Genomic DNA, 26,957 nt, shown 5'->3' on the forward strand with positions numbered 1-26,957 from the left:
ATGATCCTTATTTGTGGAGGCTAATAGATGAATTGGGTTAACCATCAATGGAGAAACACGGTTTTTATGCCAGTATGGGCAACAACCCCACAGCATGCGCTAACGTTAATCAAAGAAGCTGTACAAGGAGAACGAAATGACGAGTTGTTTTATGATGAGCTAATTAGGCTTGCGCCAAATGCCGAGCAGGCAGGGATCATTATGTCCATTCGCAATGATGAGCGTGGGCACAACCAAATGTTTCGCGGGATTTATAGACAACTTACTGGCCAGGAAATTACCGGAGTCAGCAATGAAGCCCATCAGCCGGTGAGCTCCTACCTTGCTGGAATAGAGGAGGCTTTATTAGGAGAGCTCGCTGCGGTTGAAAAATACCGCAACATTTGGTTCGGCTTGCCCGTGGGTGTATATAAAGACACGGTTTTTGGCATTATTTTAGACGAGATGAAACATGCAAGCAAATACAATTATCTTATTACATTAAATCGAACGAATGGCTAGTTTAGAAAAAAATAAAGCCGGTTGCTCCTGATAGGAGAATGTACCGGCTTTATTTTTTTGTAAGGAGTTCATTTACTTAACTTAAGAAAAACGAATAAACGTATTTTGTTTACATAAAAAATAATATGTCACCTTTTTCGAGGGAGCCTCTCTTAACCTCCTATCATATTCTCTTTTTTCCTGCATATGTTTAGTTTGTTAAGGATAAATTCCAGTCGTATACGGGTGGGGTGTGATGAAAATGAACGCGGATGACATGCAGTGGGTGCGATTGGCTGCCGCTCATTTGCCGATTGGTGCGGAGCTTGCTGAAATTTGTTGCCCGTCGCCACATTACGCAGTTGTAGTGGCAGATTTAAATGGGGACGGTTGCCCCGAAGTAGCAGCGGTGTATCGTTTGCATAACGAATATTTTGTTATGATTTTGCAGCATTGTCAGTTTGGCTGGGTTGTAGCCGCTTGTGTGAAAGGAATGGGGTACGGCGTAACAGTGATGACTGCCGCGCCTGTAACCAACTGCTTATGCTGTAATTTAATCATTGGCTGGCAGGTTGGGGCGATATGGTCCACGCTGTCTGTGTATGCCTACAGCAATTTCAAGCTTTGTCCCGTGCTGCCGGATGGCATCAATTTCAGCTATTTGGATGTGGAGGATATGCCAGGACCGAACGGAAGGGATGGTCAAGCTGAGCTGGCGCTATGGGCACATGACACGGGGGAAGCTTATGATGTCCACGTCATGCGCTGGTCGAAAGGGATGCTTGTTCCAGCGCCAGATGTGTATCCCTATTACTTTTGCAAAGTTGTCGACTATTACGAACGAATGGTAGCGGAGCATCCGGATTATGGTTTTTATTGGTTCCATCTGGCAGATGCGCAGTTTAAAGCGTGCCAGCTGCAGGCGGCGCTTGCCTCTGTCCACAAGGCGCTTAGCTTCCCCCAGCCTTATCCATCGCTTGAGGTGCTGAAGCAATTAAAGCATGCCATATTGGCTAGCAGCCGAGGGGAGATGGGCATAGAGGCAGCACGGCCAGCAGCAGGTATAACTGCCGATATTGACGGCTTTGATGCGGAAGATAGGGAAAATGAGCGCAGAGTGGTACTTCTTCCCGCAGCAGTAAAGACGACGAGCGGGACAAAATGGGGCTATATTGATGCAAAAGGCAGCTTCGTCATAGCGCCGCAATTCAGCAGTGCAGATGCTTTTCAGCCGAATGGGCTAGCAGTTGTTCAATTAGGCAACAATAGCGGCCTAATTGACATGTCAGGCGCTTTCCGTATACGGCCGATTTATGATTTTATCGGCCCGTTCACGGAAGGACGTGCGGTCATCATTGATAGCGCAGGCTTTAAAATCATCGATGAGCGGGGAAATGTGCTGACGACTAAAGCCTATTCATACATCTCTGCGTTTGCAGATGAACGGGCGATGTTCTACGTCATGAATGAAGCAGACAGCAGCTCCAAATATGGGTATTTGGACCGTAAAGGGACGGAGGTTATTCCGGCACAGTTCGAAAGCGCTGGCGATTTTGCCAAAGGAAAAGCAGTCGTAAAGCTGCATGATCAGGCCTTTGCGTTAATTGATCGAAGTGGACGCAAGCTTGCGGAATATCCGTTTTATGATGTAGGCCAGCTCGGAGAGGGGCTGCTTTCCTATCAGCCGGAGCAAAACGGCAAATACGGGTACATTAATGAGCGCGGCCAATCGGTCATTTATCCGGCGTTTACAGCGGCCATGCCGTTTCAGGATGGACGTGCGATTGTGAATACAGCGGAGGATTTTCGCGCGCTGTACGGCGTCATTGACAAGCGGGGCGGCTATGTTGTGCAGCCGGCCTATAATGATATTCGCCAGCTGGGCGAGCAGCGGCTGGCGCTGGGCAAGGCGAGAAATGCGGATCAGCCGTATATCGGCTCGCTGTATGCGATTGCAGATCAAGACGGCAAACTGCTGACGGACTATTTTTTCACGGATGTGGCGGATTATAAATATGGGCTGGCTTCCGTTACGGACGGGAAACAGACCTATTTTATAAATACAAAAGGGCAGCCTGCACAGGGGTATCCACGCCTGTCCGGAAGAGGCGTATTAACGATTATGGATGGCGTTGTGCAGGCGATAGTCGATAACCGGGAGTCCTATTATACGCGCAGCGGTCGCCTTATTTGGCAAAGCAACACGATCATTCCGCTGCGGGTTCCACTGCGTGTCAAGGAACATAAATATAAGCCGAACGTCGATTATTTGGTGTATTATCCAAGCGTTGAGGGTATGGTCAACCAAGCGGCACAGCAGCAGGTGAACCGCAAGCTGGAGGAGCTGTCGCAGGTCAAGAGGGTCCCGGCGAATGTGCAGCTGGAGTATTCGTATGATGGCGATTTTGACGTCGCCTGGTTCCACAAAAACCTGCTCGTTTTGCAGTTGAACGGCTACAATTTCCCGTTCGGTGCTGCTCATGGGATGCCGACGATGATTTACAGCCATATCAATGTCATCGACGGGTCGATGTACGAGCTGAGGGATCTGTTCCAGCCAGGCAGCAACTATGTAAAGGTGCTTAGTGATATCGTTGGCGAGCAAATTAAGACGGATCCTCAGTACAGCTATGTGTTCCCGGACACGTATATGGGCATTAAGCCGGATCAGCCTTTTTATGTGACGGAGGATGCGCTGCATCTTTATTTTAACCCTTATGATATTGCACCGTTTGCTGCCGGGTTCCCGACGTTCCGCATTCCGTATGCCCAAATAAGCACCATTATTGCAACAGAAGGCGCTTTTTGGCGGTCCTTTCATTGAGAGTAGCGGCTTTTATAGCATAATGGTCGCGCAAGCGGAGAGCATGCTATAATAGCAGGAAGGACTATGGAGCAGAATGGAGCAACGCGCAATGAAGAGGTTTAAAAAGTTTTATGTGGAAATTACGAGCATCTGCAATCTGGCCTGTACCTTCTGTCCCCAGACACAGCGGGCGAAAGGCTTTATCCAGGTCGAGGATTTTGAGAAGCGGCTGGAGCAGATTAAACCGTTTACGGACTATATTTATTTTCATCTCAAAGGCGAGCCGCTGCTGCATCCGAAAATTGACGAGCTGCTGGATCTGAGCCAAAAGCACGGCTTCAAAGTCAATTTGACGTCAAACGGGACGCTGCTTCATAAAGTGAAAGAGAAAATTTTGACAAAGCCTGCGCTGCGCCAAATGAATTTCTCTTTGCATAGCTTTGACGGACACATTGGCTCGACGAATAAGGAAGGTTATGTTCGAAGCGTATTGGATTTTGCACGTGAGGCGGTTGAGCGGACAAATATGATCATTTCGCTGCGCCTTTGGAATTTGCATACCGACAATGCGACGAATGCGGAGCGCCAGCGCAATCGCGACGTTTTGGCGATGATTGAACAGCAATTTGGACTGGATTACTTCATTGAGGAGCGGGTTGCGCCCGGTAAAGGACTGAAAATTGCTGATCGTATTTACTTGAATCAGGATCATGAATTTGAATGGCCGGATTTGAAGGCGGAAGAGGATGACGGCAAAGGCTTCTGCTACGGGCTGCGCAATCAGGCAGGCATTTTGGTCGATGGAACGGTCGTTCCATGCTGCCTCGACGGTGAAGGCGTCATTGATCTGGGGAACATTAATGATAAACCGTTCTCGGACATTATTGAGGATGATCGGGCGATTAAGCTGGTCGAAGGTTTCTCCCGCAGGGAAGCGGTCGAGGAGCTATGCCGGAAATGCGGCTATCGCAAGCGCTTCGGAGCTGGGGCATAAGAAGATACGGGTCGAATGCAGCACGATGGAGCTTGTACGGCGCATGCGAACGTGAGCGTGATAAACGTAAAACAGAAAAACCGGAATCCTTGATTGAAGGAGACCGGTTTTTTCCACGTTCAGCCATAGACTAGGGGAGTATTAAACGAATGAGCAACATACTTATAATCAAAAATGACTATCCATGCATTGTTTTTATTAGTTATAATTATTACTATTGAGGACTTGAACGGTGGCGTTTAGGCTAGACATAGCCCCAAAATAAAACGACTTGGAGCTGAAATTTTGAACAATCCATGGCAAGAAATTAAACTGGATATATATGAAAACCACATGAAGTCTGATGCTGTATTTCAATTACAAACTTTAAATCAAATCACAAAAGAGCAGTTTGAAAGTTATGGGCACGAAATCGTTGGTATCCTTGGAGTTGCTGGGGGAAATGGACTAGACGTGATTGATTTACATACTACTAAAAAAATATATGGTTTTGACATAAACAAAGATTACTTGAATGCTTGTCAAAAAAGATATTCTTATATGGGGAATACGCTTGAGCTAGTGCATTGTGATATTTGTGATCCTACATTTACATTACCAAAAACAGATTTATTAATCGCAAATTTAATTATTGAGTATGTTGGAGATGCTTCATTTGTTTCCCTAATCAATCAGAACAGAAATCAAGTAGAAGTTGTTTCTTGCACGATTCAAAAAAATCAAGCTGACAGCTTTGTAAGTCAATCCAATTAGATATCAGCCTTTGATCCATTACTTTCAATTGCACATGATGTAGATGCAAAAAAATCATTGAACTATTTTCTAATATAAAATTTAGTTGTCTTCAAACCAAAGAGTATGCTCTTCCAAATGGAAAAAAATTCATTAGATCGGTTTTAAAAGAGGCTGAACCATTAACAAGCGAACAAGCCCAAGCCTATACAAATGCTACCGCAAATAAGTATCAGACGATTTTCAAAGGTAGGGGACAGACTGTTGTCTTTGCTAATGGAACATCCCTTCATTATGAAATTGCCGAAGATCATATAGACTCCATGGGTGGCGAAAACGACGGCGATTGGGTAGTCAAAGAGTCCGCGGAACAGCTCATTGCAAGTGTCAATGGGGAAAAAATCAATATTACGGATGCTCTTGAGGAAAAAGGCTATTTTTACTATGGCTATCGGGACGATGCTGACATCCTGCATAGACTATATATCGTTAAAAATGCAGGCGGCACCAAGGATTATGCAGAACGCTGGTATTCCCAAGCTGAGTGGCTACCTGAGCTTGGCATGAGTGGAGGTTCAAGGGGACTCAGCGGACCTTTGGCCATGGCCATTGGGTCTGCCGAACTAGATGTGAACGATGATAATGCTGAGCTTGATACTGCGCTACAAAAGCATTTAAAGCATTATTGGAATGAATATGGGGAAGAATCGTTTTAACCCATGCTATTTAAAAGGAAGCCTTGTTATGCTAAAGGCGAACGTTAGTTCAGCGATCCAGGAGCAGTTTGCCACAGCGGCAGCTGCTCCTGCTGTTATTAAGCTAAAGGCAGAATCCTTCCAATATTTGTAGAAGTATGAATGAACAGAAAGAGTTTTTCAGGGGAAGGGATGAATATGGTCGCTCCTTTTTCATACCCGCTTATTGTACACCCTCATTGCAAAGAAATAGGCTATGAGCAAAATCCCGACGCACCACGCAAGAGCGATCCATATATCATTGCCCACCGGCTGCCCTGACAGTAGTGCACGGATGGCTTCCACTATCGAGGTCACCGGTTGTTTTTCGGCAAAGGCTCGAACGACCGCAGGCATCGACTCGGTAGGTACAAACGCCGAGCTGATAAACGGCAGGAAGATAATCGGGTAGGAAAAGGCGCTTGCGCCGTCCACCGACTTTGCTGACAGCCCTGCAATTGCCGCGACCCAAGTTAATGCCAACGTAAACAGAGCAAGTATGCCAACTACTGCAAGCCATGACAGTGGCCCCGCGGACGAACGAAAGCCCATAACGAGCGCTACAAGTATGATGACGACAATCGATAGGGCGTTGGATACCAGCGAGGTCAGCACATGTCCCCACAATAAGGTGGAACGTGAAATGGGCATAGAGTGAAACCGCTCGAATATGCCGCGTTGCACATCGGTAAAAAGGCGGAAAGCCGTGTAGGATATACCGCTAGCAATAGCAATGAGTAGGATGCCAGGCAACAAGTAATTCACATAGTTATCCGTTCCGGTTTCAATTGCACCGCCGAAGACATAGACGAACAGCAACAACAAAGCGATCGGCATGATGGTAACCGAGATAATGGTGTCCATACTGCGGAAAATATGGCGCATGGAACGTCCAAGCATAACGCTCAGATCGCTGACAAAGTGCTTCTTTACCGTCTCCATTTATTTTCCCTCCTTGTTGCCGACGATTGCGAGGAATATCTCCTCTAATGTCGGCTGTTTTTCAACATATTCCACCTTTGTCGATGGAAACAGCATTTTCAGCTCCGAAAGCGTGCCGTTGGCAATAATTCTACCCTCGTGCAAAATGGCAATTCGGTCGGCAAGCTGCTCAGCTTCTTCCAAATACTGCGTGGTCAGGAGTACCGTCGTGCCACCGTCGGCAAGCTCCTTGACAATCTTCCAAACCTCGATACGCGACTCGGGATCAAGTCCAGTGGTCGGCTCGTCGAGGAAAATAATCTGTGGTTTTCCCACAAGGCTGAGGGCGATGTCGAGCCTGCGGCGCATACCGCCCGAATAAGTAGACACCTTGCGGTCAGCGGCGTCTGTCAGGACGAAGCGTTTAAGCAAATCGTCCGCAACCTGGCGCGGATTTTTGAGGTATCGCAGCTTGGCAATCATAATAAGATTTTCTCGTCCGGTTAAAATTTCGTCCACGGCGGCAAATTGCCCGGTCAGACTGATCGCCTGCCGCACATGGTCGGGTTCTGTAGCAACATCGAATCCGTTTACGTAGGCGGTTCCGCTGTCTTTTTTGAGCAGCGTGGTGAGAATTTTGACAACGGTTGTTTTGCCCGCCCCGTTGGAGCCGAGCAGGGCGAAAATACTGCCCTTTTCCACCTCGAAATCTACGCCCTTTAGGACTTGCAGCTGCTTGTAGGACTTTTGCAGGCCAATCACTTGAATCGACTTGTGCTGCATATTTTTCCCTCCTTATATAACCGTAACTTTAGACAAATCAGCATCCATGCCTTTAAGGGCAGCATAGGTCAGCTTATCCATCGTCGCGCCTTCAAAGCAGATGGTTTTGATCGCACGGTAATATTTCTTGGACAAAGAAAAGCCAGAAAGGAACGAAACATTTTTGAGTATCGCTCCTTTAAACGAAACCTCATTCAGCGCCGACTTGTCAAACTTGACGCCTATGAAGGTCTGCTCGTCAAATCGCACCCCTCGCAAATCCGAATATTTGAAGTCCACTCCGTTAAAGGTACATCTTTCAAAGATTGTTTTTCTAAGGTCGGTCATCGTTAACTGGACGTCAGTTAGCTTCACATCAATGAATTTTGCTCCGTCCAGACCCGACTTGCTGATGTTGGTACGTACAAGGATGGACTTGTGGAAGCTTGAATCCTTAAGGTCAATGGCAGAGAGGTTGCAGTCAGTGAGATTGGCATGGTCAAAAATAGCTTCACCCACATCGCTGCTCGCAAATGTGCTGCCCGTCAAGTCAGCACCCGTAAAGTCGGTACCACGTAACGCACTCGCAGCAAATTTTCCTTTATGCGCGTTAACGCCCGCAAGATCGCTCTTGGGCAGATAACTCGCACTAAAATTCGTCACCACTTGCCGTTCCAGCGAGCGGGAGAGGTTAGCGACCTCCAGTATAGTTTGTTCGATGTCGCCGATGCTCTCAATGGTCATATGAAACGCGGTTGCATCATCTTTGCCCTCGGTTTTGAGTTCGGAATACCGCTCCTGCAAATCGGAGTGCAGGTCCGCCTTTAATTCGCTGACGCTTTTTACCCCATCGTAGGGCGTAAATACACCGTTCAAATAGTTCGTCAATTTCTGATTCATCTCATCAAATCTCCTTTATAATAAATTTTCTAGCACGCGCTTCGAATACTCCCAATTGCTTTTGTTGCGGGCGTAAGTCTCCTTGCCCTTGTCGGTAATCCGAAAATACTTGCGCCGTCCTCCCTGAGATTCATCGCCCCAATACCACTCGATATCGCCGTCTGTTTCAAGCCGCCGGACGCTGGAGTACATCGTGGCTTCCTTTAATTCATACTCGCCGCCCGAGCGCTCTGCGATCAGTTTGACAATTTCGTACCCATAGCGGTCAGCTTCGGATAGGAGCCGTAAAATCATCGTATCGGTATGTCCGCGCAGCAGGTCGGATGTAATTTTGCTCTCGCTCATGTAATCACCTCCGCATTTTTATAATACGACACACTACTGTGACTGTCAAGGTAGTATTTCAAGTGAGATACTTTGTTTGAAAAGAAATATTTTTCGCTGAAGGAGTAAGTCGTGGAGAGGCTTCTGTGGATAATGAACAAAAATATACCGATGCCTACTCCGACTTATACATCGGTGTAGACATCGGTATGAAAGAACGAAGGAACATATAGAAGTTTGCGCAATATGGGAATAGAACAGTCATGAAGAGAATTTAAAAAATGAAAACCGAAGCTTAAGCTTATGCGTGCGACGAGACCAGTATATGCCCGTATGCCCGGAGAAAAGGTAGCTGATGATGCAGCCCAGCAGCAAATAAGGAAAGGCCTTGATGCCAAATAGCTCCATGCCCATTATGGCAGCGGCGAGCGGGGTATTGGTGGAACTGCCAAATACAGCAACGAAGCCAATGCCCGCAAGCAGGGGCACAGATACAGACAGCAGGCCGCCAAGCGCACTGCCTAGTGCAGAACCGATGACGAACAGCGGCGTTACTTCGCCGCCCTGAAATCCAGCGCCAAGCGTAACGGCGGTGAACAGGATTTTCAATAGAAAAGCGAATGGAGATAATGCTTCTTGAAAGGCTTGTTCCATTAGTGGGAGCCCAAGGCCAACATAATCTCGCGTCCCTACGGCGTAGACGAGCAAAATGATAAGCAGACCACCGATGAAGCTTTTGAAAGCTGGATTCGGGATATAATGGTTGAATACCGCTTTGAGCTTATGTGTAAGTACGACGAATAGCCGCGCCGTTAAACCGAACAATACCGAAGCGAGCACAATAGCGAGCAGCAGCTTTATATTGAAGCCTGGCAGGCTGCCGATGGCATAATGGCTATGATGCGTGCCTAACCCAAGGGCGACGGCGTGTCCAGTAAAGCCGGCCGCCAAAGCGGGCAGCAGCAGCCAGTAGGGGACGAGGCCTATTGCGAGCAGCTCTAAGCTGAATATGGCGCCAGCAAGCGGGGTGCCGAAGACGGAACCGAAGCCGCCGCTTATACCGCAGATAAGCAGCATCTTTCGCTCTAGCCCACCGAGCCGACAAAGGCATCCGATATAGCTAGCCATACTGCCGCCCATTTGCACGGCTGTCCCTTCACGTCCGGCTGAACCACCGAATAGATGGGTGATCATCGTACCGAAAAGAACGAGCGGTGCCATGCGCAGCGGCACTCCGCCATCTTCTGCATGCAGCTGCTCCAGCACAAGGTTATTCCCTTTGCCAGCATCTCCGCCTAGCTTCATATACAGATAGCTGACCAAAGCTCCACCTAGTGGAAGAAGCCAGAGCAGCCATGGATGCGCCAGCCGCTGATACGTTGCTGCATCCAAAAGCGCCAGCAGCAGCGCAGAAGCAGCTCCCGTGAGTAGCCCAGTGGAGCCAGCAATGCCTAGCCAAATAAGGAGAATGCGTATTTGCTGCTTCATGAATTATAATGCCCCTGACATGATAAGTTGATATATAAGTCTATATCCCTTTTTCGGATGAGTCAATGAATGGAGAGCTTCACCATACCATCAAATAATTGTACGTCATACAATTATTCATTTGAAGCCATACAAGAGCTCTTGATACAATGCTCATATATGGAGCATAAATGAAGGAAGGTTGATGAATATGAAATATTATGTCATTGATGCGTTTGCCAATCACCTTTTTGAAGGGAATCCAGCTGGTGTTTGCATTATGGATGCGTGGCTGCCGGATGAGCTCATGCAGAAGATTGCTATCGAGAACAATTTGTCCGAAACGGCGTTTGCGGTAAAGATTGCGGATGATGGTTACCATTTAAGGTGGTTCACACCAGGCGGGGAAATTGATTTGTGTGGCCATGCAACGCTGGCAGCAGCTTATGTGCTTGCGAACTTTTATGATACAGCTGCGTATTCGTTTCACAACACTCAGCGGCGACTTAATCGTTGTAAGGGACGGAGAGCTGTACGAATTGGATTTCCCGAACAAAATGCCCAAGCCCCATACGCTCACACAGCAGATGGTTGAAGCGCTCGGAATGATGCCCGTAGAAACGTATCTTGATCGCGATTTAATGTTTGTGCTGGAATCGGAGTCTGATGTCAGAAGCCTGAACCCGGATTTCACTAAACTCACCGCGCTGCCAGTAGGACTCGGTGTGCTGGTTACTGCTAAAAGTGAGCAGTACGATTTCGTATCCCGGTGCTTTTTTCCAAAATTAAAAGTGGATGAAGATCCTGTATGTGGATCAGCCCATTGCAATTTTATCCCATATTGGGCTGAGCGTCTGAGCAAGCAGGAAATGACGGCAAGACAGGTTTCTAAAAGGGGAGGCACCTTGTACTGCAAGCTTGCTGGTGATCGCGTGAAGATAAGCGGCCGAGCTGTATTGTATTCAATTGCTGACCTCTTTGTCGATTAAGATGATGAATATGGAGAAACGGGCATAGCTAGAGTTTATAAAAAATTTCACTATTCAACTGTAGCCGTTAATGCCTATACTAGTGGCTATAAACAGAAATGGATAGGAAGAGGAGAATGGCATTGATGAGCCCATTGCAAATACAATTGAACCGGGAATACATACTGGAATTTTTGAATCGCTTGCTTCAAACGCCAAGCCCTAGCGGCTACTGCATGGCGATTATGAGGCTGCTGGAGGAGGAAGCTCGCAAGCATGGCTTTGAGCTGGAGCTGACACCGAAAGGCAATGGAATCATTACGATTCCGGGAACAGGAAATTGTACAGCGGGCACGCTTGCGTTAACCGCCCATGTGGATACGCTTGGCGCGATGGTGCGAGCGATTAAGCCAAGTGGCATGCTGCGCTTTACGCCCATTGGCGGTTATGCCATGCATACAGTGGAAGGCGAATATTGCCTCGTTCATACGCGCGATGGCCGCCAGTATGAAGGAACCGTGCTGTCGACGAAAACGTCTGTCCATGTGTATCCAGAGGCACGGGACTGGAAGCGCAGCGAGGAAAACATGGAAATACGCCTGGATGCGGATACGACGTCTAAAGAGGAGACGAAACGGCTTGGCATCGAGGTCGGCGATATTATTTCATGGGACCCGCGCACAAAAATAATGGACAATGGCTGGGTAAAATCACGGCATTTGGATGATAAAGCTAGTGTCGCTGCCTTGTTCGGGCTGCTGGAGTGGTTTGGACGGGAAGGGAAGCGTCCGGAGCGCACGCTTAAGCTGATTTTTTCCACGTATGAAGAGGTAGGACATGGCAACGCCTATATGCCGCCGGATGTGACAGAGCTGATCGCGATTGATATGGGCGCTTTAGGCGATGATTTATCCGCAAGCGAGCGGGATGTATCCATTTGTGCCAAAGATTCCTCTGGCCCATATGATTATGCGATGACCTCGAAGCTGATCGAGCTGGCAAAGGCTTCAGGCATTTCCTATGCGGTCGATATTTATCCGCAATATGGCTCGGACGCATCGGCTGCGCTGAGAGGAGGCAGCAATATTCGGGCTGCGCTAATTGGGCCGGGTGTGCATGCTTCGCATGCCATGGAACGGACGCATGCAGATGCGATTATAAACACGGCAGTATTGTTATTATCCTACATAAGTGAGGGATATTCATGGACAACGAAATCAAGCTAAAGCTGGACACGCAGCAGTTGGGACAGATTGCCCAGCATCATTTCGGCAGGGAGCTTGCGCATTCGCGCGAGCTTACCGATGGCTGGGCCAATACGGCGTATCAACTGACGCTTGTGGACGGCTTCCAGGCGGTTGTAAAGGTAGCTCCTACGGCGGTTGGGGCGCTCATGCGCTATGAGCAAGAGATGATGAAAACCGAGGTAGAGGTTATGAGGCTCGTGTCTCAGGATCACCGCATTCCAGTTCCCGAAGTATACGCTTATGACCAATCACGGTCGCTTGTACCGACTGATTATTTTATTATGCAGTGGCTGGAAGGAGAGGCTTATAACAAAGTGAAGGAAAGCTTTACCCAAGAAGAGCGCGAGCAAATTGAGCTTCAGTTGGGCGAGTACAATGCCTATATTAACGAAATCAGCGGGGAAAAGTTCGGTTATTATCCGCTTAAAGAGGCGTTTGCGAGCTGGACGGATGCTTTTTGGGCGATGCTGCAAGGCGTGCTTGATGATGCAACGGATGCGGGCGTTACGCTTCCGGCAGAGCGCATTGTCATTGAACAGGAGGTAAAGGAGCGCTTGCCTTATCTGGATGCGGTGACTAAACCAAAGCTGCTGCACTGGGATTTGTGGGATGGTAATATTTTTATTAAGGATAAGCAAATTTGCGGCATTATTGACTTTGAACGGGCGATGTGGGGCGATCCGCTGATGGAGCATTATTTTAGCCATTTTAACTTGTCGGAGACGTTTTTACAGGGCTACGGTCGTGGAGCGCTGACGGCTGAGGAGCAAATAAGACGCAGTTTATATGATTTATATTTGGATCTCATTTTATTAATTGAATGCGCTTTCCGAAAATATAGCGACCAAACGCATCTGGAGTGGGCAGAAAGCAATGCAGCTGAAGGCTGGGAGCGGTTTATGAAGCTCCGATAGCTGAAAAAGCTGAAATAGCTGAAAGAATAAGAAGAAGAGCCGAGCAAGAGAACGAAAAGCTTGTAAAAAGCTTGCTTATCGTTCACTTGGCCCGGCTCTTTTGTGCAATCAGCGTCCGGAGAGCTGCTGCTCCGCAATTTGAATAAGACGGCGGGTAATGGATCCTCCGATGGAGCCCATGTCACGCGTGGTCATATGTCCATAATAACCATCCTGCGGCAATTGAATGCCAAGCTCCTGTGCAACCTCAAACTTCATTTGCTCAAGCGCTGCACGCGCCTGTGGTACAACCAGCTGATTCGAACCTCTAGGCATAAGGGTGACCTCCTCAAGTAATGAGCGGCAGCATTTTTATAAGAAACCAAGCTTTCCTTGGACAAGGTGAAACGGCTTTCGCCATCCTTTGGCGGCGCAGCGCGTTTCATTCCGAGAAATATAGAGAAAGGATGGGAAAATCATATGCTTTCCTATATTTCAAGGTGAAACGGCTTTCGCCGCCCTTTGGCGGTGCAGCGCGTTTCATTCCGAGAAATATAGAGAAAGGATAACGTTAGGAATCCTTTCCTATATTTTAAAGAAAAATGGCTTCCAAGCGCTGGCTTATTGCTATTATGTGGAGGAATGTATCCGATTATTCACTAATTTATCCTGAATTTACCGCCGTTCAGCTGAACCGTTCCATGCTAAAATGATAGGACGGCAAGGGGGAATCGGCATGTTTAAGCGACCGATGCTGATGACGGCATGTAATCAGCCTTTTGATAACGAGCAATTTATATTTGAGCCGCTCATTGATGGGCAGCGCTTGCTGCTTTCTTTTATTAATAGGAAGGCGCGTTTGTTCACAAAGCATGGGTATGAGGTTACTCGGCAATATCCAGAGCTGCTCAAGCTGCCGCTGTCCCGGCCCGTGGACGTCGTGCTTGATGGAGAGCTTGCTTATATGAACCCAGACACGCGGCGACTAGAATTTGCTCCGCTCATTGACCGATATAAGATGACGAAGGAAGCACGCATTCGCGAAGGTGCGATAAAATGGCCTGTTCGCTATTATGTGTTTGATTTGCTTTATTATGACGGAGTAGACTTGCGCAGCAAGCCGCTGCTGGAGCGGAAGAAGCTGCTGCAAGCGCTGCTTGAAGATAATGGATTTTTCATCAAGCTGCCATATGTAACCGGATGCGGCACACAGTTATGGGGTCGAATTGCCGCTTACGAGCTGGAGGGCATGGCTGGAAAAAGAAGCGAGAGCCAATACCTCGCTGGGCGGAGCGCCCATTGGCTGAAAATGACGAATGCGGCGTATTCCCGCATACATATGGACGCGAATACTGTGCTGCATGGCTCTGATTAAGAGCTATGCAGCCTTTTTTATGGGGCAGAGCCGATTTTTTGTTTGGCTTTGACCCGTTTACACGCAAAGTAATCAATAGCATAGGAAAGCAGCAGGCCAATGCTGTATCTGACTAAATCAATACCGCTGAAGCCTTGTCCTAGCACAAGTCCTCCGAGCGTCGTATGGCGCACATTTCTAATCCAGTCGGCCTGATATAGCTGGCTGAATTCAATGCCGTAGCTGAAGGCAGCGCTGCAAGCAAGCGAAAGGAGTAGGGGACGCCTGACCTGCAGCATGCGGAAGCCGAAGTAAACCATGCTGGCCCATAAAATATCGCCAAAATGGGCGACGACGAAGGACGGCAGCTGGCTGGCAAAATATCGCGAGCTAAAGCCGAGCGCCATCGCAAGGAGGAAGGCTGCCGCATAATAAATGATTGGTTTAAGCATCGTTTGTGCTCCTTTACTTACTCTATCCTTATTTGAATCCATGCATTTGCTTAAACTCTCCAGGCGTACAGCCTACATAAGCTTTGAACAAGGTATTAAAATACGTCGGATTTTCAAACCCTACTAGGCGGGCGATTTCATACAGCTTCATGCCGCCGCCGCGAATGAGCAGCTCCTTGCCTTTATTGATCCGCTCTTTATTGACATATTCAATTGGACGAAGCTTGAACGTCTTTTTGAAAAGCAGGCATAGATGCTGCGGCGTTACATGAAGCAGCTCCGCCAGCTCGGGCAATGTAATCGGGCGATGCAGGTTCGCCTCGATATAACGCAGCACAGGATGAAGCCGCTCATTCATTTGCTGCGTGGCAAGACTGCCTTCGGCAAGCTGCTGGCGCAGCCCAAGCAGCACGCTATAAATTTGCTTGGAGCCGAGCATGCCAAGGCCTGGTTCCTTCTCCCGCATAAGGCGCAGCATATCGCTCATCATCTCTAATACAGGGCGCGAGTCGTTAATCGTATAAATGCCAGGGCGGGTCAGGCCTGCCAGCTGGTTCAGCGATTCGGCGAGCGGCCCGTCATACGTAAACCAATAGGCTTCCCAAGGCTCTTTGACCGCATAATAGCTGTGGGTAAGTCTTGGAGGGAGAAGGAAGCCGTCTCCCTGCTTGACGAGATACCGCTCTTGCTCGATAATAAGCTCGCCTTCGCCTGAGACGACCTGCGTCCATTGGTAATCGGGAAAGCCCTCCGGGCGACGAATACCCTCCTGATGGTCCCAATGCCCCACACCGGTTACATAGACGGGCAGCTGATAATCCGTCGTCGTCAGCGTCGTATAAATAATTTCATTCACGGGCAGCATCCCTTCTTAGTTGCTAATATTCAAATCTTTAAGTAAAATACGAAAATAGTTTAATGATCTTTACTTTTCTAGCTTTTATAATGTGAATATTATAACTAAACTTATACTGAGTTGAAAGAGGTGCCTTAAGTGTCGAAGAGCAAATTTACGTATCAGGCTCCAGCTAACGGATATCCAGAGTGGAATAACAACCCTACCATTTTTGAGCTTAATCGGTTGGATGCACATGCAACCCGTATTTCCTATACAAGCGTAGAGGAAGCGCTTCAAGGCGAGCGCACAGGCTCCGAGCGTTATGTTTCGCTCAATGGCGATTGGAAGTTTTCCTTTGCGGAAAATGCGGAAGCACGCATCGCGGATTTTTATAAATTGGATTATGACTGCAGCAGTTGGGCTTCGATTCCTGTGCCGAGCCACTGGCAGCTTCAAGGGTATGATTACCCGCAATATACGAATGTGACTTACCCATGGGTGGGCAAGGAGGATATTAAGCCGCCTTTCGCTCCAGTTAAATATAATCCGGTCGGCTCCTATGCGACGACTTTTACCGTTCCTGAAGGCTGGGATGGTCAGCCTGTGTTTATCAGCTTTCAAGGTGTGGAATCTGCCTTCTACGTTTGGGTGAATGGCGACCTTGTCGGCTATAGCGAGGATACATTTACGCCGGCGGATTTTGATTTGACGCCTTATTTGCAAGCGGGCGAAAACAAGCTGGCGGTGGAAGTATACCGCTGGTGTGACGCGAGCTGGCTGGAGGATCAAGACTTTTGGCGGATGAGCGGTATTTTCCGTGAGGTGTTTTTGTACACCGCGCCACAGGTTCATATTTATGACTTCTTCGCAAAGCCGACGCTGGATGAAAATTATGAAGATGGCGAGCTGACAGTGGAAGTGAAGGTTCGTTTCGAGGAGGAAGCCTCTGAGCAGCAAACAGCTGTAGAAGCGATGCTGTATGATGCCTCCGGCGAGCCGGTTTGGCAGCAGCCGCTAAGCGGCGCGGCGATTCGTCAGGAAAAGGGCGAAACCGTTGCAGCATTAGCACTGAATACAAAGCTTGCACAGCCGCTCAAATGGAGCGCTGAGGAGCCGCATTTATATACGCTTGTGCTGTCGCTGAAAGATGCAGCGGGCAAGCTGACAGAAGCCGTTAGCTGCAAAGTCGGTTTCCGCACGTTTGAAATTAAAGACGGCTTGATGCAAATTAACGGTCAGCGCATTCTTTTTAAAGGTGTCAATCGCCATGAGTTTTCCTGCGACACTGGACGTGCGCTCAGCTACGAGGATATGGTTACCGATATTAAACTAATGAAATCGCATAATGTCAATGCCGTGCGTACTTCGCATTATCCGAACCATCCGCTGTGGTATGATCTGTGCGACGAATATGGGCTTTATGTCATTGACGAAGTCAATCTTGAAACGCATGGCTCATGGACATATGGGCAAAAAGAGGTTGGAGACGCCGTACCTGGAAACTTCCCGGAATGGACGGCAAATGTACTGGACCGCAGCCGCTCCATGCTCGAACGCGATAAAAACCATCCATCAATCGTTATTTGGTCGCTTGGCAATGAATCGTTTGGCGGGGATAATTTCCTGAAAATGGCCGACTATTTCCGTAAGACAGATCCGTCCCGCATTGTGCATTACGAGGGCGTTTTCCATTGTCGCGAAAGCGAAGCGGCTTCGGATATTGAGAGCCATATGTACACAAGTCCAGAAGGTGTAGAAGCCTATGCCAAAAATAATCCGCAAAAGCCGTTTATTATTTGCGAATACAGCCATGCAATGGGCAATTCATGCGGCGGCTTGCATAAATACTGGGAGCTGTTCGACAAATATCCGATCCTTCAAGGCGCTTTCATCTGGGATTGGATCGATCAGGCTATTCGCACGCAAACACCGGATGGCATTACGTACATGGCCTACGGCGGCGATTATGGCGATAGCCCGAACGATGGCAACTTCTGCGGCAATGGTTTGATTTTTGCTGATCGTACCGTTTCCCCTAAGCTGCATGAAGTGAAGGCCTGCTACCAAAACATCAAAATTCATAGCCCGAACTGGGAATCTGGAACGGTGCGTGTCGACAATAAAAATCTGTTCGTATCGCTGGATGCGTATGAGCTGCACTGGAAGCTGAACAGCAACGGCATTATTATGCAAAAAGGCGTGCTGACCGTAGATATCGCAGCGGGTGACTCTGCCGAGCTGGCCATTCCGTTCCAGATGCCAACAGAAGCAGGTCTGAATGAAGAAATTACGCTTACGGTAAGAGCTGTGCTTAAGGAAGCTACGCCATGGGCGGAGCAAGGACATGAGGTGGCCTTCGGTCAATTTATTGCGCCTGCACTGCCTGTATCGCCAGTTGCTGTAGAGATTGCATCGCCGCAGTATGGTGCAATAGCGGTTGAAGCTGTATCTAATGGCGTTCTTGTGTTAACGGGAGAAGGCTTTGACATTCGCTTCAATCAGGCGAGCGGCGAGCTGGAGTCCTACCAAATCGGCGGCTCTGAGCTGCTGTCTTCGCCGATTGTCCCGAATTTCTGGCGTGCGTACACGGATAATGACCGCGGAAATGGACATGTCGAGCGCTGTGCGCCTTGGCAGGCTGCTTCGAAGGAGCGCCAATTGATCCGCTTCAGCTGGGAAGCACTTGGAGATCGCGTTAAAGTAAGATCGCAATACCGTTTAAGCGCTGCAGCTGAAACACGCTGCGAGCTGGCATATACGATATATGGCGATGGACTGGTTGAAGCTGAGCTGCTGCTGCAGCCAGGTGAAGGACTTCCTGAAATACCAGAAATCGGCCTGCTTTTCACAATGAATGAAACGTTTGATTCTATTGCCTGGTATGGCAATGGCCCTCATGAATCGTATTGGGACCGTCAAACAAGCGCGCGTCTTGGCCGTTATGGAGGCAAGGTGAAGGATCAGCTTATGCCTTACATCCGTCCACAGGAGTGCGGCAACAAAACCGAAGTGCGCTTCGCAGCTGTAACCGATGCAAACGGAAGCGGCATTTCGCTTCAAGGAGAGCCGCGCTTCGAGTTGAATGTGCTGCCTTATACAGCCGATGAGCTGGAAGGGCATGATCATCCTTACAAGCTGCCAGTGAGCGATAAAACCGTCGTTCGCGTCAATTACCGTCAAATGGGCGTGGGTGGAGACGACAGCTGGGGAGCACGGGTTCATCAGGAATATACGCTTCCAGCGAATCGCGACTATCGTTTCCGTGTCTCGCTGCGCGGACAATAATCGAGGGGTCCCGCCAACATTTTAACGAAAATATACGCTAAGCCTTCGGATATGACCGGCTTAGCGTTTTTTCTTACTCTAAGCTAAAAAAGTAAGCGTCAAATAGCCCCCACCAATTCAAGGAGGTGATGTACGCGAGAGTAAGGGAACTGCTAACTCCGGAATAAAGGCTGCAATATTTGCAAATACCGCCTGATCTCGGCGAGTGGTCATACAACTTCACCAAATCCATCGATGGATTACATACACGATTATCGAATATATATTGTTTACTGATCGTTCCCGATATGTTACTATAATTTTGGGAGGGAATTTATATGGCTAGAAGTAAAGAGTTTGAAGTGAACGAAGTATTGGATAAAGCAATGAAGATATTCTGGGAACAAGGTTACGAGAAGACATCGATGAGTGACCTTGTTGAGCATATGGGCATTCACCGCAGAAGTTTATATGATACATTTGACGATAAACATTCGCTGTTTCTGCAGACTATGGATCGTTACTGCGGCAAAGTTAACGCCACATTGCTCGCAGAAGTCAAAACGTCCAAGACTGCAGTGGAAGCTCTGCATAAAGTTTTTGGTTTTATGATCAGCGAATCAGAGGGTATGCCATCTGGTTGCTTAATCGTGAATTCGGCGGTAGAACTGGCCGCACGTGATACGGACGTGGATACAAGGTCTATTGAATCATTCACAGTGGGAGAGCAGATGTTCGAGCAGATTATTCTTTGGGGACAGCGGGATGGAGAGTTCTCCTCTGATCACGATGCCAAAGAAATGGCAGAATACCTGCATAATATATCTGTCGGTATAAGAGCAATGGCAAGAACATCGATTGATAAAAGAAAATTAAAGAGAATTGTGAATGTATCAACGAAACTTTTGCAAGGATAATCTTTTTTTACACTTACTAGAATGTTCATTCCCATGTAGCTTGGTTGTCCCTTTAAAGAAGTTAACCTCCCTGTTGAACCATCGAAGCACAGTACATTCTCCTCTTTAGAATGTTAGTTCTAAAAATGGCATCAATGAGGAGCAAATGAATAGCACTTGTAACAAACGCCGCAAACAAAGGGAATGGTTCGACGTAACCAGGACCTTCGGTGGAAATAAATTTTACTAAATTGTGATCAATTCACACACTTACAATAAAAGGTGGATTTAAGATAAAAAAAACTGTACTTATTACTGGCGCTTCAGGTGGAATTGGAAAAGAGTTAGCAGATCGTTTTGCTAAAGATGGTAACAACATGGTTCTCGTGGCAAGAAGCGAGGCTAAGCTAATAGAATTGGCAAAAGGATATAGGGAAAGATACGGTGTTCACGTTAAGGTATTTGCAAAGGATGTATCGTTGCCTGGTGTGGCCGAAGAAATTTCTGCCGATCTTAAAAAGGAAGGAATCAATGTCGACTATCTGGTCAATAATGCGGGCTTTGGCTTGTATGGGTCATTCTTGGAAACAGATTTGGAACAAGAAATGAATATGTTTGATGTCAATATCAAAGCTTTAACGATTATGACGAAGTTGTTCTTACCGGACATGGTTAAGCGGCGCCAAGGGGGCGTAATGAATGTGGCTTCGGTAGCAGCTTTTTACCCGGGGCCATTAATGGCAGTATACTTCGCTACGAAGGCATATGTTCTTTCATTCACAGAAGCGCTTGAGAATGAACTGACTGGAACGGGTGTGACTGTCACGGTTTTATGCCCCGGCCCAACGGCAACTGGTTTCGTAGACCGTTCAGATGTAGGATCATCCAAATTGTACCAAAGCGGTGTGATGGAAGTCGGAATGGTGGCAGATGAGGCGTATCGCGATTTCTTGCGTGGCAAGACACTCATCATCCCAGGTGCAATTCATCGGTTCATTACATCTCTACCTCGGTTTTTACCTCGGAAAATAATGACGGGTCAAATAAGAGCACGTACAGAACATGTAGATCGTTGATCTAGATCACTAGACAATGGATCAATAGGGTCTGTTAAGGTACATCTAATTTGTTTTGTTCACCATATTCGACGGGAATAACGATATAGGATTTTATATATTTATAAATCTAGTGTATCAGAACAAAAGTTTAGAGTTATTGGTCGCTAAAAAATCTATTAAATCTATTGCAAATACATTAAAATTCTCAGCAATTACAGGAGCGGATCAGCAATGGTTCTCTGAAGTCTGGTTTCCAAAAGCAGAAGAAGCTGGGTTGAAATATATGGCTTTGATTACGCCAGAAAAGGCAGTAGCTAGATCCATTTTAAAACGACTTGATTCTGAGCTTAAGGGAAGTTATGCAACTAAAAACTTTGATTCTATGGAAGGAGCAGTCGACTGGTTAGCTAAAAGAAATTAAGGTTCAGGGAATAATATGAGGAGTGAAAAAAATCTTTACCGAACGTTCTCATTATGCTATAGTAATTTCAGAATGAGAGGAAAACAAAGTTCAGAGAATATGATTTCTGAGAGTAGGTCATAGGCTTTATAAATATTTTTTTGGGATAACTAGAATCATTGTTCTCAAAACGATGGGCAGAAGCAAAACCCTGGTTCATTTAAACGAGAAAGCAATAGATACTATAGTTATAAACTAAGGAGGATAAGAAAATGAAATTAACAGGCAACACGATTTTTATCACAGGCGGCGGTTCAGGAATTGGACGAGGGCTAGCAGAGGCATTTCACAAACTTGGAAACAAAGTTATTATCTCAGGACGGAGTAAAGAGCGTCTAGAGGAGACCATTCAAGCGAACCCTGGCATGTCTGCAGTGGAGCTGAATATACAAGACCCCGCAAGCGTAAACTCAGTTGCCCAGCACTTAATGAAGGAATACCCAGATCTTAATGTATTGTTTAACAACGCCGGTATGTATACGCCTGAAGATCCGTCGGGGTTGGTTGACGAAGATATACTGGTTCAAACAGTCACCACCAACCTGCTTGGTCCAATCCGTATGGCGGCTGCATTGCAGGAACATTTGAAATCCAAAAAAGAAGCTTATATCATCAATACGACTTCAATACTCGGATTCGTACCTGTGGCGCAGGGGGCTGTATATTCTGCGACAAAAGCAGCGCTTCATTCCTATACACTCACCCAGCGCTACATTCTGAAAGACACATCGGTGAAAGTACTGGAGATTGCGCCGCCATTGGTTCAAACACAAATGATCAATTACGATCCCAATGCGATGCCACTTACAGCATTCATTGAAGAAACGATGAAGGTACTTGGTACAGATACGAATGAAGTTCTGGTGGAGTCAGCGAAAATGTATCGTAACAATCCGGGCCCGAACGAGAGCGTTCTTGTAAACCAAGTTAACGATATGCTGTCTGGTCAGTAATTTACTTGTATGGTAAAGCACGCAGATGTATACAATGAAGGCGTGCACAAAAATTTAAGAACGATAATTCTAAAAACAAAGGAGAAATAAAAAATGAATATTTCAAAACAAGTTGCTATTGTCAGTGGTTCAAATCGTGGTTTAGGTAAACAATTGGCTCTTGAGCTTCTAGCAAGAGGAGCCAAAGTATACGCTGGAGCAAGAAACCCAGCATCAGTCGATCTGCCAGGTGCTATTCCGCTGCAGCTCGATATTACTGATCCGAAATCCGTCATGGCAGCGGCCGAGGTAGCTGGGGATGCAACCCTTCTGATCAACAATGCTGGTACCGCAACGGGTGCTTCCCTTTTCGCAGGTGAACTGGTAGATATTCATGTTGAATTCAACACCAATGTTTTCGGCACAATTTCAATGGTTCGTGCTTTTGCACCCGTTATTGAAAAAAATGGAGGAGGCTCGATCCTGAATATCCTATCTGCATTATCTTGGTTCAATACCGGTGATTCAGGCGCGTATTCAGCAGCAAAATCTGCTCAATGGGGAGCAACAAATGCATTACGCTTGGAGTTAGCCCCTAAAAACATTAAGGTTGCCGGATTGCACGTAGCGTTCATGGACACGGATCTGACAGCTGGTATCGAAGCACCTAAGGCTAGTCCAAAGGAAATCGCCAAGATCGCGATTGATGGAATCGAAGCTGATCTATACGAGATTATTGCTGATGATACGAGCCGGAATTTACAACAAGGCCTTGCCGGAGGAGTACCTTCCCTATACCCGCAATTGTTTCAATAGAATTTTCAAGTAGTAAAGTAATGCTTAGGAGGGATACAACATGCGTTTTCTCGTTCATGTCAAAATTGATCCAGCAGCATCAAAGGAAGAAATTGCTGAACTGTTACCTGCGGAACAAACACGATTTGCCGAATTAGTGGAACAGGGGCTGATCAACACGTTTTATCTCTCCCACACAAGGGATGAACATTGGTCCCTTTGTATTGCTGACAGCGTTGACGAATTAAAAACGGCTTTGAAATCATTGCCGTTATATAAATTCATGAAAATAGAACATACCCAACTGATCGACGATACGAACCAGGCGTAAACGAAAGTAGTACCGGAATCAGACTTTTTAAAAGAGCCATAAATAATGCCTAATCTCTCAGTTTAAACTAGTTGCAACATATGAAATTGAAAAAAATTTAGAATCTAATTAATGACCGCTAATTAAGATTAGCGGTCATTTGATGTTTTCAGAGCCTATAGTTGATGTCCGCTAATGTAAGTCAAGATTTGGAGGCTTTGCTAATGAGAGAGGCGACCGGGATTTCGGAACAGGGCGAGCAGACGATTCAGGACTTTATTCACGCTCTCACCACCCACGAAGATTTGAATCCCAAAACATTGAAAGAGTACGCAAGCGACTTGAAGCATTTTATTGGCTGGTTTGAGACAGCCGACCACCAAGAGGAAGAGGTCATATTTCAAATTGAAGATGTGGCTACTCCAACATTAACACGATACCGGGAAGCTGCACAAAAAATAATGGAATTGAAACCGACGACCATTAACTGGCGGCTTATAACCCTGAAACGTTTTTTCGAGTGGGCCACGCAGGAATCCAAAATTCGTCGCGACCCTTCGAAGCCAGTCAAATTGGTCCCGGAGGAAAAGGTAAGCCCTAGAGAGATGACAGACAAAGCAGACAAAGAAGAAGCTGCACTGATCGCTGCGGCTGAATACTGAGGTTCTTTACGGGATCAGACGATTCTAATCGTGATGTTTCACACCGGCTTATGGACAATGGAAGTGTGTGACCTGGCTCCAGGAGATATTCAAATCGGTAAACGCAGCGGCCAGCTTACGGTCCGCTCCGGAAAAAGGAATAAACAGCGAGAAGTTTCTTTGAACGCTACGTGTAGAACTGCTTTAGAAAAATATCTGCAGAACTCACTCCGGACAGTCATTATCTGTTTCCATCGGAGAAAACCGGTGATCGATTAACCGAACGTGCTTTACGTCTCGAGCGAGTATCGTTCTTTGTGCAAGCGTCTTTTTAGCCATGCCATGGCAAACGGTAATCCCCTACACCTGATTCAGCTCGCACTCGAAGATTTACGTAAACGTAAAATCATTCTACCCTCAATGGCCACGATTGAAAGAGCAGTTTGGCAAACTCGCAAACGGGCAGAAGAAAAAATATTCAGGATGCTCAGCAGTTCATTGACAGAATTACAAATTGTTAAGCTGGATCGCGTCTTAACCACCATGCCGGAAAGCAGCAAAACATACTTGGCATGGTTAAGGGAAATCCCAGGTGCCAGCTCTCCGGATTCCTTTTTGAAGGTTATTGAAAAGCTTGAATACATACGGGATTTGCAGCTGCAAGTCGATACGAAAGGCATCCATCCGAACCGGCTGCGGCAGCTTTCTAAAATTGGTACGCGTTACGAACCCCATTCCTTCCGCCGCTTTAATGATCCAAAAAAGTACGCAATTTTAGTAGCGTACCTATTGGAATTGATTCAGGATTTGACAGACTTGTCTTTCGAGATTCACGACCGGCAAATCATGATACTGCTTTCCAAAGGGAGAAAAGCCCAAGAGGAACTTCAAAAACAAAACGGTAAATCGATCAACGAAAAGGTTGTTCATTTTGCCGATCTTGGAGCCGCTCTTATTACGGCTCGAAGTGAAGGTATTGATCCGTTCGTTGCGCTTGATGCCGTTATGCCGTGGGAGCAGATCGTCGCATCTGTAGAAGAAGCTAAACGGCTGGCGCGGCCCGTAGATTACGACTATTTGGACTTGCTGGAAAAGAAATTCTATGCGCTCCGGAAATACACGCCAACGCTGCTAAAATCGTTGGCGTTTAGGTCAACCAAGTCGGCAGAGCCGCTAATGAAGGCGGTCGATATCATCCGGGATATGAATGAAACCGGAAAGCGAAAGGTTCCGGAAGGCGCACCGCTGAACTTCGTATCCAACCGCTGGCAAAAGCACGTTTACGACGATGACGGAACGATCAACCGGCATTATTACGAAATGGCTGTCCTGACAGAGCTGCGGAATTACGTTCGTTCCGGGGACGTATCCATTGTCGGAAGCCGTCAGCATAAGGACTTCGAGGAGTACCTTGTAACGAAAGCGGATTGGAATAGCATCAATCCTAACGCTACAAAGATTGCCGTTAGTTTGTCCGCAAAGGAATATCTTGAAGAACGGACTGAATCACTTCTTCAAAGATTAAACTGGGTTTCGGACCATATCGACGAGCTGGATGGCGTTAATTTGGAGAATGGGAAATTGCACATCGACCGATTGGTGAAAGATTCTCCCGATGAATCCCGGAATTTCAGTCTTTCTCTCTACGGACTACCTCTTCATCTGATGGAATGCGTGTCCAGATCGGTGTTTCGGCGCTTCATGCAGACGCCAACCCCCACTATGGGACCGGAAAAGGAGCTGCGATTTATCGATTCGTAAGTGATCAATTCTCCACGTTTTACACGAAAGTCATCAATACGAACGCGCGGGATGCCGTACATGTCATCGACGGTTTGCTCCACCATGAAACGGATTTGGCCATCGAGGAGCATTATACAGATACAGCCGGTTACACCGACCAGGTCTTTGGTTTAACGCATTTACTTGGTTTTCGCTTTGCGCCGCGTTTACGTGACTTGGCTGATTCCAAGCTCTACTCTATCGGTAAACCTTCTGATTTCCCCAAATTGGAGAAATTGCTGCGCGGACAGATCAAAACAAGGATCATTCAGGAGAACTACGACGATGTTCTCCGGCTGGCTCACTCCATCCAGGAAGGAACCGTTTCGGCATCACTCATTATGGGGAAAATCGGTTCCTACGCAAGACAAAATAGTTTGGCTACCACGCTCCGCGAAATGGGCCGAATCGAAAAAACAATATTCATCCTGGATCACCTTTCAAGTGAGGCACTACGTCGAAGAATCCACCGGGGGTTGAACAAAGGGGAAGCCATGAACGCTCTTGCCAGAGCGATCTTTTTCGGCAAACATGGAGAGCTACGAGAACGGGCGCTTCAAGACCAACTCCAAAGGGCAAGTGCGTTGAACATTATCATCAATGCAATTAGCGTTTGGAATACCGTCTATCTCCAGCAAGCAACAGAACACCGCAAAAAGCAAGGAAAGCTTCAGGAAGAACTACTAAACCACATTTCTCCACTCGGATGGGAGCACATCAATTTCTTAGGCGAATACAAATTCAATTTCAGGCAGAGTACGTCTCTCAATTCATTACGACCGCTGAAACAACAGGAAGTTGAATGACCAGTTGGTTCGGGTTATGCCGCCCGGACTATTGGGCTTAGAGTAAGAAAAAACGCTAAGCCAGTCAGATCCGAAGGCTTAGCGTATATTTTCGTTAAAATGTTGGCGGGACCCCATCGAGGACTAACGCAAGCTATTGCT

25 protein-coding genes and 2 pseudogenes are annotated in these 26,957 nt (G+C 47.1%); 19 read left to right on the forward strand and 8 right to left on the reverse strand.

Annotated elements, in window-relative coordinates; genetic code table 11:
- The first annotated feature begins 27 nt into the window (after positions 1-27).
- The 5 genes from AC50X8_RS07265 (at position 28) to AC50X8_RS07285 (ending at position 5,728) form a co-directional block, all read left to right on the forward strand.
- On the forward strand, positions 28-501 hold the full coding sequence (locus AC50X8_RS07265) for a ferritin-like domain-containing protein (protein ID WP_056040568.1): 474 nt from the start codon (positions 28-30) through the stop codon (positions 499-501).
- 235 nt (positions 502-736) lie between these two features.
- Positions 737-3,304, forward strand: a complete 2,568-nt coding sequence (locus AC50X8_RS07270) for a WG repeat-containing protein (protein WP_494879164.1) — start codon at positions 737-739, stop codon at positions 3,302-3,304.
- Positions 3,305-3,395: 91 nt separating this feature from the next.
- Complete coding sequence (locus AC50X8_RS07275; protein WP_099520280.1) at positions 3,396-4,280, forward strand: radical SAM/SPASM domain-containing protein; 885 nt, start codon at positions 3,396-3,398, stop codon at positions 4,278-4,280.
- Positions 4,281-4,565: 285 nt separating this feature from the next.
- The gene (locus tag AC50X8_RS07280) at positions 4,566-5,033 is read left to right on the forward strand and encodes a class I SAM-dependent methyltransferase (RefSeq protein ID WP_494879165.1); all 468 of its coding nucleotides are present in this window, start codon (positions 4,566-4,568) and stop codon (positions 5,031-5,033) included.
- Between the two features lie 302 nt (positions 5,034-5,335).
- Positions 5,336-5,728 carry a hypothetical protein gene (locus tag AC50X8_RS07285; RefSeq protein WP_494879166.1) on the forward strand — a complete coding sequence of 131 codons (393 nt, stop codon included), beginning with the start codon at positions 5,336-5,338 and terminating at the stop codon, positions 5,726-5,728.
- A gap of 192 nt (positions 5,729-5,920) precedes the next feature.
- On the opposite strand, the gene AC50X8_RS07290 is transcribed toward AC50X8_RS07285, so the two are convergent.
- The 5 genes from AC50X8_RS07290 to AC50X8_RS07310 all read right to left on the reverse strand — a co-directional run bounded on the left by AC50X8_RS07290 (position 5,921) and on the right by AC50X8_RS07310 (position 10,141).
- Positions 5,921-6,688 carry an ABC transporter permease gene (locus AC50X8_RS07290; protein ID WP_056040562.1) on the reverse strand — a complete coding sequence of 256 codons (768 nt, stop codon included), beginning with the start codon at positions 6,686-6,688 and terminating at the stop codon, positions 5,921-5,923.
- The gene (locus AC50X8_RS07295) at positions 6,689-7,450 is read right to left on the reverse strand and encodes an ABC transporter ATP-binding protein (protein ID WP_494879167.1); all 762 of its coding nucleotides are present in this window, start codon (positions 7,448-7,450) and stop codon (positions 6,689-6,691) included. It lies immediately after the preceding gene.
- Positions 7,451-7,462: 12 nt separating this feature from the next.
- Positions 7,463-8,329, reverse strand: a complete 867-nt coding sequence (locus tag AC50X8_RS07300) for a pentapeptide repeat-containing protein (RefSeq protein ID WP_056040558.1) — start codon at positions 8,327-8,329, stop codon at positions 7,463-7,465.
- A 15-nt stretch (positions 8,330-8,344) separates the two neighbouring features.
- Positions 8,345-8,674, reverse strand: a complete 330-nt coding sequence (locus AC50X8_RS07305) for a PadR family transcriptional regulator (RefSeq protein ID WP_056040557.1) — start codon at positions 8,672-8,674, stop codon at positions 8,345-8,347.
- A gap of 240 nt (positions 8,675-8,914) precedes the next feature.
- Positions 8,915-10,141 carry a chloride channel protein gene (locus tag AC50X8_RS07310; protein WP_056040555.1) on the reverse strand — a complete coding sequence of 409 codons (1,227 nt, stop codon included), beginning with the start codon at positions 10,139-10,141 and terminating at the stop codon, positions 8,915-8,917.
- Between the two features lie 190 nt (positions 10,142-10,331).
- Between AC50X8_RS07310 and AC50X8_RS07315 the strand changes: the two are divergent.
- From AC50X8_RS07315 to AC50X8_RS07325, 3 genes and pseudogenes are all read left to right on the forward strand, one after another.
- Positions 10,332-11,109: pseudogene (locus AC50X8_RS07315) on the forward strand (PhzF family phenazine biosynthesis protein).
- 134 nt (positions 11,110-11,243) lie between these two features.
- Entirely contained in the window at positions 11,244-12,314 is a 1,071-nt protein-coding gene (locus AC50X8_RS07320) for a M42 family metallopeptidase (protein ID WP_056040845.1), read from the forward strand.
- The gene (locus AC50X8_RS07325) at positions 12,293-13,249 is read left to right on the forward strand and encodes a phosphotransferase family protein (protein ID WP_494879168.1); all 957 of its coding nucleotides are present in this window, start codon (positions 12,293-12,295) and stop codon (positions 13,247-13,249) included. The genes AC50X8_RS07320 and AC50X8_RS07325 overlap by 22 nt, the downstream gene beginning before the upstream one ends.
- 108 nt (positions 13,250-13,357) lie before the next feature.
- Here AC50X8_RS07325 and AC50X8_RS07330 read toward each other — a convergent pair whose 3' ends face one another.
- Positions 13,358-13,564 (reverse strand): alpha/beta-type small acid-soluble spore protein, encoded by a 207-nt coding sequence (locus AC50X8_RS07330; protein WP_056040551.1) that lies wholly within the window; start codon positions 13,562-13,564, stop codon positions 13,358-13,360.
- A 400-nt stretch (positions 13,565-13,964) separates the two neighbouring features.
- Here AC50X8_RS07330 and AC50X8_RS07335 point away from each other — a divergent pair, with 400 nt between their 5' ends.
- Entirely contained in the window at positions 13,965-14,603 is a 639-nt protein-coding gene (locus AC50X8_RS07335) for an ATP-dependent DNA ligase (RefSeq protein WP_494879169.1), read from the forward strand.
- Positions 14,604-14,620: 17 nt separating this feature from the next.
- Here AC50X8_RS07335 and AC50X8_RS07340 read toward each other — a convergent pair whose 3' ends face one another.
- Together AC50X8_RS07340 and AC50X8_RS07345 are read right to left on the reverse strand one after the other, a co-directional pair.
- The gene (locus tag AC50X8_RS07340) at positions 14,621-15,034 is read right to left on the reverse strand and encodes a ribosomal maturation YjgA family protein (RefSeq protein WP_155973432.1); all 414 of its coding nucleotides are present in this window, start codon (positions 15,032-15,034) and stop codon (positions 14,621-14,623) included.
- A gap of 28 nt (positions 15,035-15,062) precedes the next feature.
- Complete coding sequence (locus AC50X8_RS07345; RefSeq protein ID WP_056040543.1) at positions 15,063-15,890, reverse strand: AraC family transcriptional regulator; 828 nt, start codon at positions 15,888-15,890, stop codon at positions 15,063-15,065.
- Between the two features lie 138 nt (positions 15,891-16,028).
- Between AC50X8_RS07345 and lacZ the strand changes: the two genes are divergently transcribed.
- From lacZ to AC50X8_RS07395, 10 genes and pseudogenes are all read left to right on the forward strand, one after another.
- Positions 16,029-19,157 (forward strand): beta-galactosidase, LacZ type, encoded by a 3,129-nt coding sequence (gene lacZ, locus AC50X8_RS07350; protein WP_494879170.1) that lies wholly within the window; start codon positions 16,029-16,031, stop codon positions 19,155-19,157.
- A 317-nt stretch (positions 19,158-19,474) separates the two neighbouring features.
- Positions 19,475-20,053, forward strand: a complete 579-nt coding sequence (locus AC50X8_RS07355) for a TetR/AcrR family transcriptional regulator (protein ID WP_056040538.1) — start codon at positions 19,475-19,477, stop codon at positions 20,051-20,053.
- Positions 20,054-20,325: 272 nt separating this feature from the next.
- Positions 20,326-21,108 (forward strand): SDR family NAD(P)-dependent oxidoreductase, encoded by a 783-nt coding sequence (locus AC50X8_RS07360; RefSeq protein ID WP_494879327.1) that lies wholly within the window; start codon positions 20,326-20,328, stop codon positions 21,106-21,108.
- 112 nt (positions 21,109-21,220) lie between these two features.
- Complete coding sequence (locus AC50X8_RS07365; RefSeq protein WP_494879171.1) at positions 21,221-21,511, forward strand: hypothetical protein; 291 nt, start codon at positions 21,221-21,223, stop codon at positions 21,509-21,511.
- A gap of 251 nt (positions 21,512-21,762) precedes the next feature.
- Entirely contained in the window at positions 21,763-22,503 is a 741-nt protein-coding gene (locus tag AC50X8_RS07370) for an SDR family oxidoreductase (protein ID WP_494879172.1), read from the forward strand.
- A gap of 93 nt (positions 22,504-22,596) precedes the next feature.
- Positions 22,597-23,298 carry an SDR family oxidoreductase gene (locus AC50X8_RS07375; protein WP_494879173.1) on the forward strand — a complete coding sequence of 234 codons (702 nt, stop codon included), beginning with the start codon at positions 22,597-22,599 and terminating at the stop codon, positions 23,296-23,298.
- Positions 23,299-23,338: 40 nt separating this feature from the next.
- Positions 23,339-23,608 carry a muconolactone Delta-isomerase family protein gene (locus tag AC50X8_RS07380; protein WP_056040526.1) on the forward strand — a complete coding sequence of 90 codons (270 nt, stop codon included), beginning with the start codon at positions 23,339-23,341 and terminating at the stop codon, positions 23,606-23,608.
- A gap of 203 nt (positions 23,609-23,811) precedes the next feature.
- Positions 23,812-24,249 carry a site-specific integrase gene (locus AC50X8_RS07385; RefSeq protein WP_494879174.1) on the forward strand — a complete coding sequence of 146 codons (438 nt, stop codon included), beginning with the start codon at positions 23,812-23,814 and terminating at the stop codon, positions 24,247-24,249.
- Positions 24,250-24,306: 57 nt separating this feature from the next.
- On the forward strand, positions 24,307-24,507 hold the full coding sequence (locus AC50X8_RS07390; protein WP_235533275.1) for a site-specific integrase: 201 nt from the start codon (positions 24,307-24,309) through the stop codon (positions 24,505-24,507).
- A 12-nt stretch (positions 24,508-24,519) separates the two neighbouring features.
- Positions 24,520-26,816: pseudogene (locus AC50X8_RS07395) on the forward strand (Tn3 family transposase); the annotation flags it as partial.
- Positions 26,817-26,957 lie beyond the last annotated feature (141 nt).

It is taken from the genome of Paenibacillus sp. JT22N15 (assembly GCF_059383755.1).